The 17,117-nt window shown below is 71.4% G+C and carries 15 protein-coding genes; 9 read left to right on the top strand and 6 right to left on the bottom strand.

Annotated features, from left to right (window positions below; all coding sequences use genetic code 11):
* Positions 1-238: 238 nt before the first annotated feature.
* Positions 239-544, bottom strand: coding sequence for a chorismate mutase (locus ACZ4S3_RS27295; protein WP_467938597.1), 306 nt, complete (start codon positions 542-544; stop codon positions 239-241).
* A gap of 245 nt (positions 545-789) precedes the next feature.
* On the opposite strand from ACZ4S3_RS27295, the gene guaA reads away from it, so the two are divergent.
* From guaA to ACZ4S3_RS27280, 3 genes are all read left to right on the top strand, one after another.
* Positions 790-2,373 (top strand): glutamine-hydrolyzing GMP synthase, encoded by a 1,584-nt coding sequence (guaA, locus tag ACZ4S3_RS27290; protein ID WP_467938595.1) that lies wholly within the window; start codon positions 790-792, stop codon positions 2,371-2,373.
* A gap of 124 nt (positions 2,374-2,497) precedes the next feature.
* Positions 2,498-3,082: a Uma2 family endonuclease gene (locus tag ACZ4S3_RS27285; RefSeq protein ID WP_467938593.1), complete on the top strand. Its 585-nt coding sequence runs from the start codon at positions 2,498-2,500 to the stop codon at positions 3,080-3,082.
* 90 nt (positions 3,083-3,172) lie between these two features.
* Entirely contained in the window at positions 3,173-4,072 is a 900-nt protein-coding gene (locus ACZ4S3_RS27280) for a 2-hydroxy-3-oxopropionate reductase (RefSeq protein ID WP_467938591.1), read from the top strand.
* Here ACZ4S3_RS27280 and ACZ4S3_RS27275 read toward each other — a convergent pair.
* Positions 4,069-4,533, bottom strand: a complete 465-nt coding sequence (locus ACZ4S3_RS27275) for an SRPBCC family protein (RefSeq protein WP_467938589.1) — start codon at positions 4,531-4,533, stop codon at positions 4,069-4,071. The two genes, ACZ4S3_RS27280 and ACZ4S3_RS27275, sit on opposite strands and share 4 nt — an antisense overlap.
* Positions 4,534-4,741: 208 nt before the next feature.
* On the opposite strand from ACZ4S3_RS27275, the gene ACZ4S3_RS27270 reads away from it, so the two are divergent.
* On the top strand, positions 4,742-5,527 hold the full coding sequence (locus tag ACZ4S3_RS27270) for a class II aldolase/adducin family protein (protein ID WP_467938587.1): 786 nt from the start codon (positions 4,742-4,744) through the stop codon (positions 5,525-5,527).
* Between the two features lie 362 nt (positions 5,528-5,889).
* On the opposite strand, the gene ACZ4S3_RS27265 is transcribed toward ACZ4S3_RS27270, so the two are convergent.
* Together ACZ4S3_RS27265 and ACZ4S3_RS27260 are read right to left on the bottom strand one after the other, a co-directional pair.
* The gene (locus ACZ4S3_RS27265) at positions 5,890-6,762 is read right to left on the bottom strand and encodes an alpha/beta fold hydrolase (RefSeq protein WP_467938585.1); all 873 of its coding nucleotides are present in this window, start codon (positions 6,760-6,762) and stop codon (positions 5,890-5,892) included.
* 206 nt (positions 6,763-6,968) lie between these two features.
* Positions 6,969-7,727 carry a bestrophin-like domain gene (locus ACZ4S3_RS27260; protein ID WP_467938583.1) on the bottom strand — a complete coding sequence of 253 codons (759 nt, stop codon included), beginning with the start codon at positions 7,725-7,727 and terminating at the stop codon, positions 6,969-6,971.
* A gap of 935 nt (positions 7,728-8,662) precedes the next feature.
* Here ACZ4S3_RS27260 and ACZ4S3_RS27255 point away from each other — a divergent pair.
* Positions 8,663-9,943, top strand: a complete 1,281-nt coding sequence (locus ACZ4S3_RS27255) for a hypothetical protein (protein ID WP_467938581.1) — start codon at positions 8,663-8,665, stop codon at positions 9,941-9,943.
* Between the two features lie 206 nt (positions 9,944-10,149).
* Positions 10,150-10,692, top strand: a complete 543-nt coding sequence (locus ACZ4S3_RS27250) for a DoxX family protein (RefSeq protein ID WP_467938579.1) — start codon at positions 10,150-10,152, stop codon at positions 10,690-10,692.
* Between the two features lie 71 nt (positions 10,693-10,763).
* On the opposite strand, the gene ACZ4S3_RS27245 is transcribed toward ACZ4S3_RS27250, so the two are convergent.
* Positions 10,764-10,970 carry a hypothetical protein gene (locus tag ACZ4S3_RS27245; protein WP_467938577.1) on the bottom strand — a complete coding sequence of 69 codons (207 nt, stop codon included), beginning with the start codon at positions 10,968-10,970 and terminating at the stop codon, positions 10,764-10,766.
* The gene (locus ACZ4S3_RS27240; RefSeq protein WP_467938575.1) at positions 10,967-12,397 is read right to left on the bottom strand and encodes a PspC domain-containing protein; all 1,431 of its coding nucleotides are present in this window, start codon (positions 12,395-12,397) and stop codon (positions 10,967-10,969) included. Before ACZ4S3_RS27240 ends, ACZ4S3_RS27245 begins: the two co-directional genes overlap by 4 nt.
* 566 nt (positions 12,398-12,963) lie before the next feature.
* On the opposite strand from ACZ4S3_RS27240, the gene ACZ4S3_RS27235 reads away from it, so the two are divergent.
* The 3 genes from ACZ4S3_RS27235 to ACZ4S3_RS27225 all read left to right on the top strand — a co-directional run bounded on the left by ACZ4S3_RS27235 (position 12,964) and on the right by ACZ4S3_RS27225 (position 17,073).
* A complete protein-coding gene (locus tag ACZ4S3_RS27235) occupies positions 12,964-14,559 on the top strand; it encodes a serine/threonine-protein kinase (RefSeq protein WP_467939013.1) in 1,596 nt (531 codons plus the stop codon).
* A 172-nt stretch (positions 14,560-14,731) separates the two neighbouring features.
* Positions 14,732-16,015 carry a PspC domain-containing protein gene (locus ACZ4S3_RS27230; protein ID WP_467938573.1) on the top strand — a complete coding sequence of 428 codons (1,284 nt, stop codon included), beginning with the start codon at positions 14,732-14,734 and terminating at the stop codon, positions 16,013-16,015.
* 266 nt (positions 16,016-16,281) lie between these two features.
* Positions 16,282-17,073, top strand: coding sequence for a LuxR C-terminal-related transcriptional regulator (locus ACZ4S3_RS27225; RefSeq protein ID WP_467938571.1), 792 nt, complete (start codon positions 16,282-16,284; stop codon positions 17,071-17,073).
* Positions 17,074-17,117 lie beyond the last annotated feature (44 nt).

Here is a 17,117-nt window from a genome sequence, read left to right as displayed (position 1 = left end):
AAGCGGCCGGCGTCTCATCGCTCCGGCTTTCCGCCCGTGGGGCGGCGTCTACGCGTAGTCCTGCAGGCCGCGCCTGGCTGGCGTGGCACCGGGAACAACGAAGCCTCTCGGCGGCCGGTCACGCGCCGTACGGGTGAGTCGGCAACCGAACTCAGATGCGGCCGCCGCGCCGGAGCGCGTATCCCGGCGTCCCGCGCCCTCGCCCGGCCCCGGATACCGGTCGGATTCCGGCCACGCCTCAGACCTGCCCCCGCGACAGCTCCAGCAAGGTCATCGCCAGCGCGGTACCCGGCTTGCCGAGCTGGTTGCGGAAGTGCGCCAGGATCTCCATCTCGCGGGCGAGGTTCACCCGGCGTCCGCCGGAGGCGATGCGCTCGCGCTGGATGACGGCCGAGACGGCCATCCGTTCCTGTACGAGACCGATGATCCGGCCGTCGAGATCGTCGATCCGGCTGCGCGCGTCCGTGATCAGCCCGGCCGCCTCGGGGGTGCGGGCGCCGGTGTCGGGGGCGGCGGGGGCGGCGGTCGCGGTGTCGGTGCTCATATCCGTATCTCCTGGGGTGTGGGTCCCCGGGGCCGACATGATCCGGAACGCAGACGCCCCGGGCCTTGTCGGCCCGGGGCGCCTGGGAAGTCGCTTGTCAGTGGATCAAGCAGCACGACCATGGCAGCCGGACGGGCCGGTGCCATAGGTAAAGACGAAGGTCAGCTGCTTGGACATGGGGCCAAGTATGAGCCCGTTAGAATCGAAAGTCCAACCCCTTGTTCCACCGCCGGAAGGCCGCCGAAGTGTCATCAGGACCCCCTGCCGCCGCCCCGGACGTCGTCCTCGTAGTCGACTTCGGTGCGCAGTACGCCCAGCTCATCGCCCGCCGCGTCCGCGAGGCCAGGGTCTACAGCGAGATCGTGCCGTCCACCATGCCGGTGGCCGAGATGCTCGCCAAGAACCCGAAGGCGATCATCCTCTCCGGCGGTCCCTCGTCGGTCTACGCGGAAGGCGCCCCCAGCCTCGACCGCTCCCTGTTCGAAGCCGGCGTCCCGGTCTTCGGCATGTGCTACGGCTTCCAGCTGATGGCCACGACCCTCGGCGGCACCGTCGACGACAACGGCGCCCGCGAGTACGGCCGCACCCCGCTGACCGTCTCCAAGCCCGGCTCGACCCTCTTCGAGGGCACCCCGGCCGAGCAGTCCGTCTGGATGTCGCACGGCGACGCCTGCTCCGCCGCCCCCGAAGGCTTCACGGTCACCGCCTCGACCGACGTCGTACCGGTCGCCGCCTTCGAGAACGACGAGAAGAAGCTCTACGGCGTCCAGTACCACCCCGAGGTCCTGCACTCCACGCACGGCCAGCAGGTCCTGGAGCACTTCCTCTACCGCGGTGCGGGCATCGAGCCGACCTGGACGACCACCAGCGTGGTCGAGGAGCAGGTCGCCGCCATCCGCGAGCAGGTCGGCAGCAAGCGGGCGATCTGCGGGCTGTCCGGCGGCGTCGACTCCGCGGTGGCCGCCGCCCTCGTCCAGAAGGCCATCGGCGACCAGCTGACCTGCGTCTACGTCGACCACGGCCTGATGCGTAAGGGCGAGTCCGAGCAGGTCGAGAAGGACTTCGTGGCCGCCACCGGCGTCCAGCTGAAGGTCGTCGACGCCCAGGAGCGGTTCCTGAACGCGCTGGCCGGGGTGTCCGACCCCGAGACCAAGCGCAAGATCATCGGCCGCGAGTTCATCCGCGTCTTCGAGCAGGCCCAGGCCGAGATCGTGGCCGAGGCCCCGAACGACCACCCCGTGGCGTTCCTGGTCCAGGGCACGCTCTACCCGGACATCGTCGAGTCCGGCGGCGGCACGGGCACGGCCAACATCAAGTCGCACCACAACGTCGGCGGCCTGCCCGACGACATCGAGTTCGAGCTCGTCGAGCCGCTGCGGCAGCTGTTCAAGGACGAGGTCCGGATGGTCGGCTCCGAACTCGGCCTGCCGGACGAGATCGTCCACCGCCAGCCGTTCCCCGGCCCCGGCCTGGGCATCCGCATCGTCGGCGAGGTCACCAAGGACCGCCTCGACCTGCTGCGCGAGGCCGACGCCATCGCCCGCGAGGAGCTCACCGCGGCCGGCCTGGACCGCGAGATCTGGCAGTGCCCGGTGGTCCTGCTCGCCGACGTCCGCTCGGTCGGCGTCCAGGGCGACGGCCGCACCTACGGCCACCCGATCGTGCTGCGCCCCGTCTCCTCCGAGGACGCGATGACGGCGGACTGGACCCGTATGCCGTACGACGTCCTGGCCCGCATCTCGACCCGCATCACGAACGAGGTCGCCGATGTGAACCGGGTGGTGCTCGATGTCACCAGCAAGCCGCCGGGGACGATCGAGTGGGAGTGATCCCCTGGTGATCTCCCGCTGAGGTCAATGGCTGCGCCGTCGCTCATTCGTTTGGGCGGCGGCGTTGTCGTTTGCCCTGGGTACGCTGGCGATACGGCCCAGAATCCCGTCCATGGGAGGACTTATGACCGCTGAGATCGCGCACCACTGGCCGGTGCCGCCGCAGGACGGTTACACCGTGGACGACCTGCTGACGCTGCCCGACCTCCCGCCGCACACGGAGTTGCTCGACGGGAGTTTGGTTTTTGTGAGTCCGCAGCGCATTTTTCACAGTGATGCGATCGACTTGCTGGTGAGCGGGCTGCGCCGCACCGCACCGCCAGAGCTGAAGGTCAAGCGCGAGATGACCGTGGTGATCGACAAACGCAACGGCCCCGAGCCGGATGTCGCCGTGATTCGAGCTGCCGCCGCGCGGAATCGCGAACAGACCTACTTCCAGGCCAGGGACGTGATGCTCGCCGTCGAGGTGGTCTCTCCCGAGTCCGAGGCCCGTGACCGTGACACCAAGCCGCACAAGTACGCCAATGCGGGTATTCCGTACTTCTGGCGGATGGAGATGGCCGGCGTCGACCAGTACCCGGTTGTCCATGTCTTCGAGCTTGACGCGGAGGCGCACGTCTACGTCCCCACAGGCACCCACCACAACCGCCTCAAGGTCTCCGCCCCCTACGGCATCGACATCGACCTGACGGCCATCGACGCACTCTGACGGTTGACGCTCCTCGCCGGCGCGCCGCATGATGGATTCCGGATAGCGATAGCTTGATTCCGTTTTGTGGAAGTTAGTGAGCGTGGCGTAATGAGCACCATCGCCTTCATCGGCCTAGGCATCATGGGCAGCCCCATGGCCGTGAACCTCGCCAAGGCCGGGCACACCGTGCGCGGCTGGAACCGGAGCCCCGGGCGGGCCGATGCGCTGGTCGCGGCCGGCGGCAGGGAGGCGGCCTCCCTCGCCGAGGCGGTGCGGGACGCGGATGTGGTGATCACCATGGTCCCGGCGTCGCCGCAGGTCGAGGCCGTCGCGTACGGCCCTGACGGCATCCTGGAGAACGCCCGGTCCGGTGCGCTGCTGATTGACCACTCCTCCATCACTCCGCAGACCTCCATCGACCTGGCCAAGGCCGCCGCCGACAAGGGCATCCGGGTGCTGGACGCCCCCGTGTCGGGCGGCGAGGCGGGCGCCGTCGAGGGGGTGCTGTCGATCATGGTCGGCGGTGACAAGGCCGACTTCGACGCCGCACGGCCGGTCTTCGAGGCCGTCGGCAAGACCGTGGTGCACTGCGGCCCGCACGGCGCCGGGCAGACCGTCAAGGCCGCCAACCAGCTGATCGTCGCCGTCAATCTGCAGGCCGTCGCGGAGGCCGTGGTCTTCCTCGAGAAGTCCGGCGTCGATCTGCGGGCCGCGCTGGAGGTCCTGGGCGGCGGACTGGCCGGCTCCACCGTCCTCGCCCGCAAGAAGGACAACCTCCTCGCCCACGAATTCACCCCCGGCTTCAAGCTGGAGCTGCACCACAAGGACATGGGCATCGTCACCGACGCCGCCCGCACCGTCGGCGTCCCGCTCCCGGTCGGCGCCGTCGCGGCCCAGCTCATCGCCTCCTCCGTGGCCCGCGGCGACGGCGCCCTCGACCACTCGGCACTGCTGCGCGGCGTGGAGCTGCTGAGCGGTGACGTGCGGGAACGGGGCGCGGGTTCCTAACCCCCTACGGCGGCGGCCAGGCGCTCCAGCGTGGCCGCCATCGCCGGGCCCATCCGCCGGGGATAGCCGGGGAGTTCGACGACCAGCCGGGGGAGCCGGGCGCGGGACCAGTCGTAGGTGTGGGTGACGCGGGTGGCGCCGGCGCCGTCGACGGCGGTCAGCTCGAAACGCCAGCGCTGGCCGCCGACGAAGCGCCGCCCGCGAAACTCCCCCCACGTCTCCCAGGCGATCAGCCGGTCCTTCTCGTACTCCACCACCACATTCACCGACCGGTACGCGATCCGTCCCTGCCGCATCCCCATGCTGAACCGGTCGCCGGGGCCCAGCGGTGACGGGCCGTCGGGCCGGCCGCGCAGCATGCCCGAGCCGTCCAGCTCGGCGTGCCGGCTCGTGTCCCGGAGGAGGGCGAAGAGCTGCTGCGGGGTGGCGGCGATGTCCCTGGTGCGGGATATGGACCTCATGGTGTCCCTTCCGATGCCGGATGCTCCGAGGCCGGATGCCCGATGCTCGATGCCGGGCGTTCGCCGACGGAGCCGGGCAGCCATCATGCAGGTGCAGACAGGTCCGGGCATTGATGCCCGTCACAGGCCTGGCCCTCTGCAGTACCGGAGGGTAGCTTCCGCCTCTGGGGGAAGCACTGGGAGCCCTACGCACAGGAGGAGAGCCACGATGCCCGAGCCGACGCCCATACCCACCGAGCTGCTGCAGTTCGCGATGCCGCCGACGCATGAGACCGTCGACGACGAGCGGCGCTACCGCAAGGAGCGCCTGGTCGCGGCGCTGCGCCTGTTCGGGCGCTTCGGCTTCGAAGAGGGTGTGGCGGGCCATATCACCGCCCGCGACCCGGAGTTCACCGACTGCTTCTGGGTCAATCCCTTCGGAATGTCCTTCAAGCACATCACGGTGAGCGATCTGATCCTGGTGAACGCGGAGGGCAAGGTCGTCGAGGGGCGCTATCACGTCAACCAGGCGGCGTTCGCGATCCATTCGCAGGTCCACCAGGCCCGGCCGGACGTGGTCGCCGCGGCCCACAGCCACTCCACGTACGGCCGGGCGCTGTCCTCGCTGGGCGAGCTGCTGGACCCGATCACCCAGGACGTCTGTGCCTTTTACGAGGACCATGCGCTCTTCGACGACTACACGGGCGTGGTGGTGGACGAGGAGGAGGGCCGCCGGATCGCGGCCGCGCTCGGGCCCCACAAGGCCGTGATCCTGCGCAACCACGGGTTGTTGACGGTCGGCGACTCGGTGGACGCGGCCGCCTGGTGGTTCATCACGATGGAGCGGTCCTGCCAGGTCCAGCTGACCGCGAAGGCGGCCGGCAAGCCGGTGCCGATCGACCACCACAATGCCGTGCATACGCGCGAGCAGCTCGGCAACGATCTCGTCGCGTGGATCAACTACCAGCCGCTCTATCAGCAGATCGCACGGAGCGAGCCGGACCTTTTCAACTAGGGCCTGTCGTTTGGGTAGGGGGCGGCGGAAGGGGACGCCGGACCGCCGCCCTCTCTTGTCCTTCGGTCTTGTCCTTCGGTCTTGTCCGCCGGCATGCTCTCGTCTTCCGGTCTGTCTTGTCCTCCGGTCCGCTTTTGTCCTCCGGTCCGCTCTCGTCGTCCGGTCCGCTCTCGCCCCCCGGCTCCGCTCGTCATCCGGCGCCGCCCGTGACCGGCCGGACGTCCTCTGGGGGTGGCTTGCCGATCATGTGGTGCGCCACGGAATCCACTCATGTGGTGACCCACGGAATACCGCCCCGGCCCGCCACGTTGTGGCCCCGCAGGGGCGCCTGCATCCCCTACGGCATGCGTTCGACCGCCCCCTTAGGGGGCATCGGTGATCGGCAAGACGCTGCCCCGGGCGAGGAATGTCGCCACGGTCCGGCAGAAGCGGCGGGGGTCATCGAGCCAGGGGTAGTGGCCGGCGCCCGGCTGGACGGTCAGTTCGGCCTGGGGGAAAAGCTTCGCAATGGCAGCGGCGACGCGGGGGAGCGGGCCGCTGTCCACTTCACCGGCGAGGATCAGGACCCGAGCGTCCATGGTGGCGATGGCTGCGCGGGCTGCGGAAGGCTCGAAGGCTCCGCGGGACGCGTAGAGATCCGCGGCTTCCTCATGGGTCTGCTCCACTTCGGCTGCGGCGTGTGCCTGAGCGGCTGCGTCCCAGCGGCCGTAGAAGAACGGGGCGGCGGCGTCGTAGTCGGCGTCGGTCGCGGAACCGTCCCAGACTCTTCCGTAGGCGTCGTGCGCAGCCCCGAACCATGGTTCGGCCGTGCGCAAGGCGGCCCCCTCCCGGCGGTGTTCGTCGGTGAAGTCGACGCCGAGGGCGCGCGCACGGGCGGTGATCAGAGTGAGGGTGCGGATGCGCTGCGGGTGCCGGGCCGCGTAAAGAAGGGCCAGGTCGCCGGCCGCGGAATGCGCGAGAACATCGACGCGGTCCAGGCCGAGGTGGTCGCGGAGGGCCTCGACGTCGGCGACCTGCCGGTCACAGCGGTACGTGGCCGGGTCGGCGGGGACGCCGGAGTCGCCGGTGCCCCGCAGATCCAGCAAGACCAGCCGGCGGTGCTTCGCCAGTCCGCCGAGATCGCCGAGGTAGGCGGAGGCGCGCATGGGCCCACCGGGCAGGCAGAGCAGCGGCTCGCCCTCGCCCACGGTGCGATAGGCCAGTTCCGTGCCGTCGAGCGCGGTGAAGGTAGGCATGGCGCCATCCTGATGACCGCCTGGCGATCACGGCAAGGGGGTATGGAAGGCGTTGCAGAGAGCTTGCCACCGGCGCGTATGCGGGCGCCCCGCGGGCCGGGGGAGCGGCCCGCGGGGCGCGGGTCAGGGGGCGGCGCCCGGTCAGGGTGGCCTCGGATCAAGGTGGCTTCGGGTAAGGGTGGCTCCGGATCACGGGTGTGTCCGGATCACAGGTGTGGGAAGAGGTCGGTCAAGGCATCGGACCCGGCGGAGATGCCCCGGCTGAAGGGGGCGTCGAAGTCCCACACCAGGAACAGCAGGAAGGCGATCAGCGCGCTGAAGAGCCCGGCCATCAACAGCTCACGTGCCGAACGCCGGATCTGCAGGGTGAAGATGAGGCCGATGGTGATGGCGGCCCCGGCGATCAGCCCGAACCACACCACCCCCGGCAGCGTCGAATCGGCGGCGTCGGCCCGGCTGTTGCGGGCGTCATCGGCCGCCCCCACCTGGTCGACGAGTGGCTGGTAGGACTGCCCCTCGTAGTCGTCACGCGGGTGGTAGTTGATGACATCGGCGCGGACCTTGGCCAGCAGGTCCGTGCCGCGCTGGGTGAGATGTTGCTGCTCGGCCATGACCGGCCACTCCTTGTGGACGACGTAGCTGACGTACGCGTCGACGTCCGAGCGGATACGGTCCCGCATCGGCGCCGGATACGCCGCCGCCCGCGTGCTGACCTCGTGCAACGCCTGCGCCTCGGTCCGTACGGTGTCCTCGGCGGCGCTCCGGGCCTCCCAGACGCCGGCGATGGCCAGGCCCAGGACGATCGCGTAGACCACCCCCACCATCATCGTCATGTACTCGATGACATCGGGTGTCTCGGACGGATCGTCGTCGTCACCGATCCGGCGCTGCTTGAGGACCGTGATGGCCAGGACGACGCCGCAGGCAGCGGCCATGGCGATGGTCAGTACCAGCCATTGCGACATGGAAACCTCCTACGAGGAACGGCGCCCGGCGGAACCGGACGAGGAGCTCGAACGGGGACGAAGCGCGGCGCCCGCCAGCACGGCCGGGGCGGTGACCAGCAAGGTCCTGGTCACCAGGGAGCGCCTGGCACGGGGTTTGTGGGTCACCGGGGGCCGGCTGTGCACGAGGACAGGTGAGGGCGAGGGCGGCGCCGGGGCTCGTTGGGGGGCTGCCTTCGGCGGTGGCGGGGCGATGTGCCGGGGCGGTGGGGGCGTCGGCCGCGGGGGTGGCGGCGGGGGCGGCTTCGGCTTCGGCTTCGGGGGCATGGCGACGCGGGGCCGGGGTGCCGGTGCCGGGGGGCGCGGCCGGGGCGTCGGGGTGGCCGACGTACAGGGGAAGTGCCAGTCGTGCGGCATCGGGAATCCGGTCGGTACGTCGACGGGCGGACTCGTCCCGGCGTAGGCGCAGTTGTCGCGGTCACCGACGCCGGCGTGGCTGCCGGTGAGGCCGGCGGGGTGCGCGAGGCGGTCGTGAGCGATTGCTGGGGGTGCCGGGACCGCCAGTACGGCGAACCCGACGGGCACGGTGAAGGCGGCGGCCACCAGGCACGCCGCAATCCGGTGTGATCTCTCTATTTCCCACACGCCGGAGAGCTTGCGCAGGCGGGGCGCGGCTCAGCCGTCGACCTCTGCCAGTTCCCTCGAAGGTGGTAAGTGCCGCATTTGGGGGCGTACTTGGCGCCGAGGTGTGCAATCTGCGGACCGCGTGCCCCCGGGCGTCAACCTCGCGCGGATCGCGCCACTCCGCGCCAACTGGCCGTTTGGCAGGTGCCCCCGCCATCTGGGGCACAATTTCCGTTCAGGAATGACAAGTTGATGATGGTCACGGCTTCTTGCACGTGGCGGTGACCAGGCCATGACGATGAGGATGACGATGGTGCGGGGCGGTAGCGGACGTGTCTGTTGAGGCGGCGGGCAGGGTAGCCGGAACGGCCGGGCCGGAGGGTGGCGGCACCTGTCTGTGCGGACAATGCCCGCACGGCGCCCGCGCGGGGCATCGGCAGGCGGTCGCCGCGTTTGTCGCGCTGCGCGAGGACTTCGCTGCCGGGCGGGGCGTACCGGCCGGGCTCGCCCACTCCGCCGGGGCGGCCCGGCAGTGGGTTTCCGATGAACTCACCCTGTCCGCACGGGTATTGGCCGAGCGCGCCACCGCCGAAGGGGTCGCCTGGCTGGCCGCCGTACGGCGCCGCACCCTGCTGGTGGTGTGGGCCGCGGTGGCCGCCCTGCTGCTCGGGCAGGCGCTGACCGCCATCGGGACGGGCTGGACCCCGGCCCGTACGGCGGGACTGATCGCGGCCGTCGTGCTTGCGCTGGTCCTGACGGCGGCGGCCTGGCGGCATGGTGCGCACGGCGGCGCGCTCGCCCCGCTGATCGGCGAGGACCGGCGGCTGTCCACCTCGCGCGCGGTTGCGGCGGGGTGGGTGACCGTCGCGCTGTACGGGGTGCTGATGGCCGCCGTCCAGCTGGCGATGGCGGGGCCCGGCGCGCGGCGCCGTCTCCTGAGCGGGCTTGAGCTCCCGCACTCCGGCGCCCTGCTGGCGGCGCTGTGCGCCGGGTGTGCGGTGGCCGTGTCGGCGCACGCCCTGGTGGCCGTACGGGTCCGGGCGGGGCGGCTGCAGAAGGTCCCCGCCGAACGGCCGCGGGCCGCCGATCTGCTGGCGGACGACGCGGAGCGCGGGAACTTCCCGGATGCGCAGTACGTGTTGGTGAACGGCGCCGTGATCGGGTACGCGCTGGTGTGCCTGGCCCGGCGTCCCGGTCAACTGCCAGACTTTCCTTGGGGGTTGGTGGTGCTCCTCCTGCTCTCCGGCGTCACGTATCTGGCCGGGAAGGCGGTGGCCGGCGGCCGCCCGGTCATCCTGTCGGTCGTCCGGTCCCGGGAGCTGGGCGATCTGGCCGCGCCGATCCGTACCGGCGATGACATCGAGATCCGCGGCACCGGCTTCGTCCCGCCGGGCGCCGGAACGCCGGACCGGCTGGCCCGTACCGTCGTACGGATCGGGACGGTGCATGTCCCGGTCCCCCTGGTCCCGGTGGCGGGCGGCTTCGCCAATCCGACGGATGAGGTCCTGACCGTGCCGGTGCCGGTCGATGTGGAGCCGGGGCGGGTGGAGGTCCGGGTGGTCACGGCGGCGGGCGTGGAGACGCCCGGGTATCCGATCGACGTCCAGGAGTAGGCGGCGGCGTCCGGGGCAGGCGGCCCGTGAGGCCGTTTTGTCGGCGGGGTTTGTCGCGTGTTGCGCGGCCCTCCGGCGGGCGGCCGGCCGGCGGCCGGCGGACGTCGGGCAGTTGAACCTGGTCCGTATGTGCGTACGTACCTCCCCAGGAGGCGCGGGCGCAGGCACAATCGTCTGCGCCCGGTGGCAACGGAGAGGCGGACGTCATGGTGCACGCGAATCGTACGGTCGGTGCCGACTTGGGAGGGGCGGGCGCCGGTGGTGGCACCGGGGCGCGGGCGGCGCTCGCGCGCCATGCGCTGGTCCCCTTGCGGCTGTTTCTGGGCGTCACCTTCGTCTACGCCGGGCTCGACAAGCTGCTGGACTCGGGGTTTCTGGCGGCCCGGGGCACCGGTTCGCTCGGCGCGATGCTGCAGCAGGTCCATGACACGGCGGCGCTGCCGGTGCTGGTGGACCTGGCGCAGAAAAGTCCGGTCGGCTTCGGCTATGCCATCGCCATCGGTGAGCTGGCGGTGGGCGTCGGGACGCTCGTCGGGCTGCTGGGGCGGCTGGCGGCGTTCGGCGGTGCGCTGATATCGCTGACGCTGTGGCTCACGGTGAGCTGGGCGACCACGCCGTACTACTACGGCAATGACCTCGCCTACCTGGTGGCCTGGATCCCGCTGGTGATGGCGGGTGCGCCGAAGTTCTCCCTGGATGCGGTGCTGCGGAACCGGCGTAACCGCCACGGGGCCCAGTTGTTCGGGTGAACCGGCACGGGCGGCACCCGCCGGCCTGGTGGCTCGGCGGGCCCGCCGTGTCACTCGGCGGGTCCGCCGTGTCAGGAGTCGTGGGTGAGATGGCGGCGGGTCGTGGCCCAGATGGCGGCCGTGACGCCGGAGAGGAACAGACCGGCGGGAATGGCGAAGAAGAGCCAGGGACCGGGGGCGTGCCAGAGGCCGAGGGCGTCGAGGCCGTAGCCGGTCCCTACGGCGAGGGCGGTGACGCCCGAGACCAGACGCGCGGGTTCAAAGGGGTGGCGCTTCATGACGCGGCTCCCTGGGAGGCGGCCGGGGCCGTGGGCGGGGACGTGGGCGGGGACGTGGGCGGGGTGGTGGTCCGGGTGGTGGACGGGGTGGCCGCCGGGGTGGTGCGGATGTCGACCTGGCCGGCGCCGACCTTGAGCCTCAGATCCAGCGCACCATGCGGTTTCTCGCCCTTCTTCAGGCCGGTGGCGGGCAAGGTGACCGTCCGCTGCCGGCCGCCTGCCGAGATGTCCACGTCGTTGGGCGCGTCGCCGGGCAGCTGGAGATCGCCGACGCCGAGCGAGACATGGACGGTCGTGGTGACGCCCGGCGGCAGCGTCACCCGGAGGCGGCCGGCGCCGACCTCCGCGCTGGTACGCACCGTCCGGCCGCCCTTGAACGGCAGTCCGCCCAGGTCCAACGTGCCCTCCCCGGAGCCGAGTGCGTAGTGCGGCTGAACGGCGGCGAGGCTGGTGGGGGACCAGGTGCGCCGTTGCCAGTCGGCGGTGATGGTGTCGGGCAGGACCGTCGCACCCGCCAGGAGCAGCGCCGTCAGTACCACCATGAACACCGTGCCGCCGCCCGTCCGGCCGAGCCAGGCGCTGAGCACCAGACCCAGGCCGAAGACCACCAGCGCACAGCTCAGGCCCGCTTGGAGCGAGGGCGCGAGAGCTTCGTGCCGGGATACCGCGACGGCCGTGCCGGCGCCGCCGAGCAGCGCCAGCAGAAACGTCCAGCCGCCTATGGGCCGTCCCCTGTGGGGTCTGCGGCGCGGGGCGCGGGCGGGGGAGGGCATCGGCGGCCGGGGGCGGCCGTGCCGGAACTCGTAGGTGATGTCGAGCGGTGCCCTGTCGGGGCCCCAGAGGTAGTCCAGGCCCGCCGGCGCGTCCTTGGAGCGCGGGTCACGCCACCACGAGGGGCTGTTCGGCGCGGGGGGCGCCTGGGTTTCGGGCGGGGCGTCGGCCACCGCCTGGGCGGTCGCGGCGTCCACCGACTCCAGACCCTCGGTCTCCGCCCGGCGGCGCTGGCGCGACCAATAGGCCGAACCGGCCACGGCCAGCGTCAGCATGATGGCGAAGGACATCACGCTGCCCTTGCCCAGGCTCGTCAGGAACAGCCCGCAGCCCACCAGCGCGAACAGCAGGGCCGTCAGCGCGGAGCCCTCGACGCGCCCGGACAGCAGCCTGCGGCCTTCGTTCTCCTCCTCGCCGTCGAACGGGATGAGCAGCCAGGCGAAGCCGTAGACGATCAGGCCGATGCCGCCGGAGACCGTGAGGACGGCCAGCACGATCCGGAAGATCACCGGATCGAGATCCCACTGCCGGCCCAGCCCGCCGCACACCCCGGCAATCACCTTGTGCCGCCGGCTGCGGCGCAGCGGCGGATGCGGCGGGGTGGGGCCGGCGGGGCCGGAGGGCGCCGACTCCTCGACGGGGGCTGCATCGTTCATGGACCCATGGTGACAAGAGCGACGGAATCCCGGCATCAGTGGGAACCCTGGCAGATCCCTGAGATCGGCCCTGATACGTGCCTGATACGCCCGGATGCTCGCCCCGACCACCTGACGCGCGCCCTGACCCGCCGCCGGACGCGCGCCCTGAGGCGCCGCCGGACGCGCGCCCTGAGGCGTGCGCGGAGCTGCGCCGTGAGGTCCCGCGCCGAAGCCCGTCGGCCGGTTTCGCCGCCCCTCGGGGATCGGTTCTGCCGTGCCCCGGGACGAGCTTGTCTCCCCCGCGGACGATTTTTCCTGCCCACCAGTCGGTTTCCCGTCCCCGTGAACGCACCTGATATCCCCCGCGGGTTCGCATATCCCCCCCGAGACATCCCCGCGACCTGAAACTGGGGCGCCGACGGGCCGCGGGCGGGGGCCGATAAGTCGACGCCGGAGACTATCGTTGCGCCTTGGATACGTACGGGTTTCCGGAGGGGCGTGCGGTGGCGGAGGCGGCGTCGGTGGACGAGGGGCGACTGGTCGCCGGGCGGTATCGCCTGGTTGAGCGGATAGGCCAAGGCGGTATGGGCACCGTCTGGCGGGCCCGGGACGAAATTCTCGGTCGCCAGGTCGCGGTCAAGCGTCTCCATGTGTCGCCCCAGCTGGAGCCGGACGAACTCGCCACCCGGTACGAGCGGACCACCCGGGAGGCGCAGGCGGCCGCCCGCATCAACCACCCCAATGTGGTCGGCGTGCACGACGTCGTGGACGACGCCGGGATGCCGTGCATCGTCATGGAGTACGTGCCGTCCTCGACGCTCGGGGACGCCATCAAGGAAGGGACGAGCTCGGGCCGTTCACTCCCTCCCCGGGAGGTCGCGCGCATCGGCCGAGGCATGATCGCGGCGTTGCGGGCCGCGCACTCCGCCGGCGTGCTGCACCGTGACGTCAAGCCGGGCAATGTGCTGCTCGGCGCGGACGGCCGGGTCGTGCTCACCGACTTCGGGATCGCGGTGGCCACCGGAACGTCCACGCTCACCAAGACCGGCGAACTGGTCGGTTCCATCGACTATCTGGCACCCGAGCGGGTCAAGGGCGGCACCCCGGGGCCCGCGTCGGACCTGTGGGCGCTGGGGGCGACGCTCTATCAGGCGGTCGAGGGGCGGCCCCCCTTCCGTAAGACCACCGCGGTGGAGACGGCGTACGCCATCGCCATGGATCCGCTGGCGCCGGTGCGCAACGCCGGGCCGCTGACGCCGCTGATCGAGGCGCTGCTCGCCAAGGAGCCCGACGACCGGCCGACGGCCGAGGTCGTCGAACAGGCGCTGCGCGCGGCGGAGGCCGAGTCGGACACCGCGCTGCTGGGCCGCGCTGCGTTGTACTCGGGATCGGGCGGCGGGGCAGGCGGCGGGGAGGCGACGGCGGGCGACGGGACGGCGGTGTCGACCGGCGGGGCGTCGTGGGCCTCGGCGCCCGCATCGGCCGCCGAGCCGGAGCCCGTACCGGAAGCCCGTACGGAGGCTGCCGTTCTCCAGCCCCGCACGAGGGGCCGCAGCCGTGCGGTCGTATGGGGAGTCGTGGGCGCCCTCGCCGCCCTGGCCCTCGCGGGCGGTGCTCTCTACGCGACGGGGTATCTGGATCTGCCGGTCGACGAGGTGGCGGGAGTTCCGTCGCTGCCGCAGCAGTCCACCACCCAGAAGCCGAAGCCGAGCTCCACCCCGATCAAGCTGCCGCCCACACCGGACGGGTATCACCGTGTGACGGAGAAGAAGTTCCACGTTTCCTTTCCCGTTCCTGACGGGTGGACTCGCGAGTTCAAGCCGCTGCTGAACGAGGTTGACTACGTCGATCCCACCAAGATGGTCAACCTGAAGATCAACGTGCTGCCCTTCGCGAGCTCGAGTAACGTCCGGCATTTCGAGCAGGTCGAGCAGCAGTTCAAGGCCAAGGAGCCCACGTACGATCGACTGCGGCTCCAGGACACGACATTCCGCGGCGCCCCAGCGGCTATCTGGGAGTTCCGGTGGGCGGGCAGACGTCGCGAATTCCGCGCCATGGACCTGGGGTTCGGGCGCAAGGGGGAAAACGAGTACGCGATCTACCTGTCCGCGCCCTTGGCTCAGTGGGAGCAGTACGTGCCGGTATTCACCGCGGTGCGCGATGGCTTCAGCCCCGAGTAGCGCATAGCGATCGCGCGGCGTCGGCCGTGACTGCGGTCTCGGCGTCGGCGGACGACGCCGTTCTCACGGGCTACCGCAACTCCGGCGGTCGCGGTCCCTGATGCCGAACTCCGGGACCGATCAGGGTCGACCCTGATGTCCCGGGCCCGCGTGGCGTGTGAACATCGGACCCATGACCACCGCGCCGCCCCGCGCCGGGACGCAGTACGCCCCGGCGCCGGACCCCGAAGAACCGCCCGTGCGCAAGCTCTACCGCAGCGCCGACGGGCGGCTGCTCGGCGGTGTCGCGCGGGGGCTCGCGGGGCATCTGGGGCTGCCGGTTTCCTGGGTGCGGATCGTGTTCGTGGCCCTCTTCATGGCCGAGGGCATGGGCGCCGTGCTCTACGCCGCGTTCTGGTTCTTCGTGCCGCTGGGCATCGGCGGCGTGGAGGCCCGGCGCCCCGCGGCGGCCGAGGAAAAACGGCGGCTGCTGTCCCGCAGGCCCGACAAGGGCCAGGTCTTCGCGCTGATCGCGCTCCTGGTCGGCGCCTCGATCGTCGCCTCCAGATTCCAGCTCGGCCGGGCCAACGGCTACCTCTGGCCGGTGCTGTTGATCGGCGCCGGTGTCGCGCTGGTATGGCGCCAGGCGGACAACTCCCGCCGTGCGCAATGGCTGGAGCTCGGCCGCCGCAAGGGCGTGCTGCCGGTGCTGCGCGGCGCGGCCGGCGTGGCGCTGGTGTGCGTCGGGGTGACCGGCATCGTCGTGCTCCAGGGCTCGGTGCGCCATCTCGGCTCGGTGCTGCAGGCCGCGCTCGCCGTCGTCGTCGGCATCGCGCTGCTGGCCGGCCCCTATCTCGTACGCATCACCCAGGACCTCTCCGAGGAGCGGCTGATGCGCATCCGCGCCCAGGAGCGTGCCGAGGTCGCCGCCCATGTCCACGACTCCGTCCTGCACACCCTCACCCTGATCCAGCGCAACGCCGACGCCCCCCGGGAGGTGGCCCGGCTGGCCCGCGCCCAGGAGCGCGAGCTGCGCGCCTGGCTCTACAAGCCCGAGGGCCGCGGCAAGGAGGAGGACGAGGAACCGGAGACCCTGGCGGAGGCGGTGCGCAGGGCCGCCGCCGAGGTGGAGGACCACCACGGCGTCCCGATAGAGGTCGTGGTGGTCGGCGACTGCCCGCTGGACGAGGCACTGGGCGCCCAGATGCAGGCCGCGCGCGAGGCGATGGTCAATGCCGCCAAGTACGGTGGCGAGGGCGGCGCGGTGCAGGTGTTCGCGGAGGTGGAGGGCCGTACGGTCTTCGTCTCGGTGCGCGATCGGGGCCCCGGATTCGATCTGGACGCGGTGCCCGCCGACCGGATGGGCGTACGGGAATCCATCATCGGCCGGATGGAACGCCACGGCGGCACCGCCCGGCTGCGCTCCGCCCCTGAAGGCGGCACGGTGGTCGAGCTGGAAATGGAGCGCAAGGAATGACGGGGGCCGGGGGCGGCCGCCCGGTGGCGGGCGGCAGCGGGCCGTGCCGTGTGGCGATACGGCGAGCGCGCGGAGCGCCGGAACACGACGGGACCGACGGGGCGTGACCCGTCATGACCGGGCAGACATGACCGGGCATGACGGAGGATTGCGGAGTATGGCGGATCAGGACGGGTCATGAGACGGGGCATGAGACACGCCATGGCGGATCACGACGGGGCCGGCGAATCATGACGGGTCATGACCGAGCAGATATCGAGGGACGGATGGACGACATGAGCAGCGACGACGCTCGGCAGGGGTACGCGGAGCCGGGCAAGCCGGGCGGCGGCGCAGAGCGGGACGGCGCGGAGCAGGGCGGCGCGGAGCGGGGCGAGGCCGGCGGGGCGGCTGAGGGGCGGACCGTAAAGGTCGTGCTGGTCGACGACCACCGGATGTTCCGTACGGGCGTCCAGGCCGAGATCGGCGAGACCGAGCGCACCCGCGTCGAGGTGGTCGGCGAGGCCGCCGACGTCGACCAGGCGATCACGGTCATCACCGCCACCCGCCCCGAGGTCGTCCTCCTGGACGTCCATCTCCCCGGTGGCGGCGGCGTCGAGGTGCTGCGCCGTAGCGCCGCCATGATGGCCGACGCCGAGCGCCCGGTCCGTTTCCTCGCACTCTCCGTCTCCGACGCCGCCGAGGACGTCATCGGCGTCATCCGGGGCGGTGCCCGCGGCTATGTCACCAAGACGATCACCGGGACGGACCTGGTCAACGCGATCTTCCGGGTCGCCGACGGCGATGCGGTCTTCTCCCCGCGGCTGGCCGGCTTCGTCCTGGACGCCTTCGCCTCCACGGACGCCCCGCCGGTCGACGAGGACATGGACCGCCTCACCCAGCGCGAGCGCGAGGTGCTGCGGATGATCGCGCGCGGATACGCGTACAAGGAGGTCGGCAAGCAGCTGTTCATCTCGGTGAAGACGGTCGAGAGCCATGTGTCGGCGGTGCTGCGCAAGCTCCAGCTGTCCAACCGGCATGAGCTGACGCGCTGGGCGGCGGCCCGGCGCCTGGTCTGAGCGGCGCCACCGGGAAGGGGGAACGGCGAGGGGACGGAGAGGGG

This window comes from Streptomyces sp. NPDC028368, assembly GCF_055565615.1.
Note: the sequence above shows the minus strand (reverse complement) of the source record. Positions and strands in the feature narration are given on the sequence as shown.

Bases quoted from the DNA above. Each gene is read 5' to 3' on its own strand.
- ACZ4S3_RS27260 (WP_467938583.1), bottom strand. From the start codon at position 7,727: ATGTCGCAATGGCTGGTACTGACCATCGCCATGGCCGCTGCCTGCGGC.
- ACZ4S3_RS27275 (WP_467938589.1), bottom strand. From the start codon at position 4,533: ATGAGGTCCATATCCCGCACCAGGGACATCGCCGCCACCCCGCAGCAG.
- ACZ4S3_RS27235 (WP_467939013.1), top strand. From the start codon at position 12,964: ATGGGCACCGTCTGGCGGGCCCGGGACGAAATTCTCGGTCGCCAGGTC.
- ACZ4S3_RS27285 (WP_467938593.1), top strand. From the start codon at position 2,498: ATGACCGCTGAGATCGCGCACCACTGGCCGGTGCCGCCGCAGGACGGT.
- ACZ4S3_RS27280 (WP_467938591.1), top strand. From the start codon at position 3,173: ATGAGCACCATCGCCTTCATCGGCCTAGGCATCATGGGCAGCCCCATG.
- ACZ4S3_RS27265 (WP_467938585.1), bottom strand. From the start codon at position 6,762: ATGCCTACCTTCACCGCGCTCGACGGCACGGAACTGGCCTATCGCACC.
- ACZ4S3_RS27250 (WP_467938579.1), top strand. From the start codon at position 10,150: ATGGTGCACGCGAATCGTACGGTCGGTGCCGACTTGGGAGGGGCGGGC.
- ACZ4S3_RS27295 (WP_467938597.1), bottom strand. From the start codon at position 544: ATGAGCACCGACACCGCGACCGCCGCCCCCGCCGCCCCCGACACCGGC.
- ACZ4S3_RS27245 (WP_467938577.1), bottom strand. From the start codon at position 10,970: ATGAAGCGCCACCCCTTTGAACCCGCGCGTCTGGTCTCGGGCGTCACC.
- ACZ4S3_RS27240 (WP_467938575.1), bottom strand. From the start codon at position 12,397: ATGAACGATGCAGCCCCCGTCGAGGAGTCGGCGCCCTCCGGCCCCGCC.
- ACZ4S3_RS27230 (WP_467938573.1), top strand. From the start codon at position 14,732: ATGACCACCGCGCCGCCCCGCGCCGGGACGCAGTACGCCCCGGCGCCG.
- ACZ4S3_RS27225 (WP_467938571.1), top strand. From the start codon at position 16,282: ATGGACGACATGAGCAGCGACGACGCTCGGCAGGGGTACGCGGAGCCG.
- ACZ4S3_RS27270 (WP_467938587.1), top strand. From the start codon at position 4,742: ATGCCCGAGCCGACGCCCATACCCACCGAGCTGCTGCAGTTCGCGATG.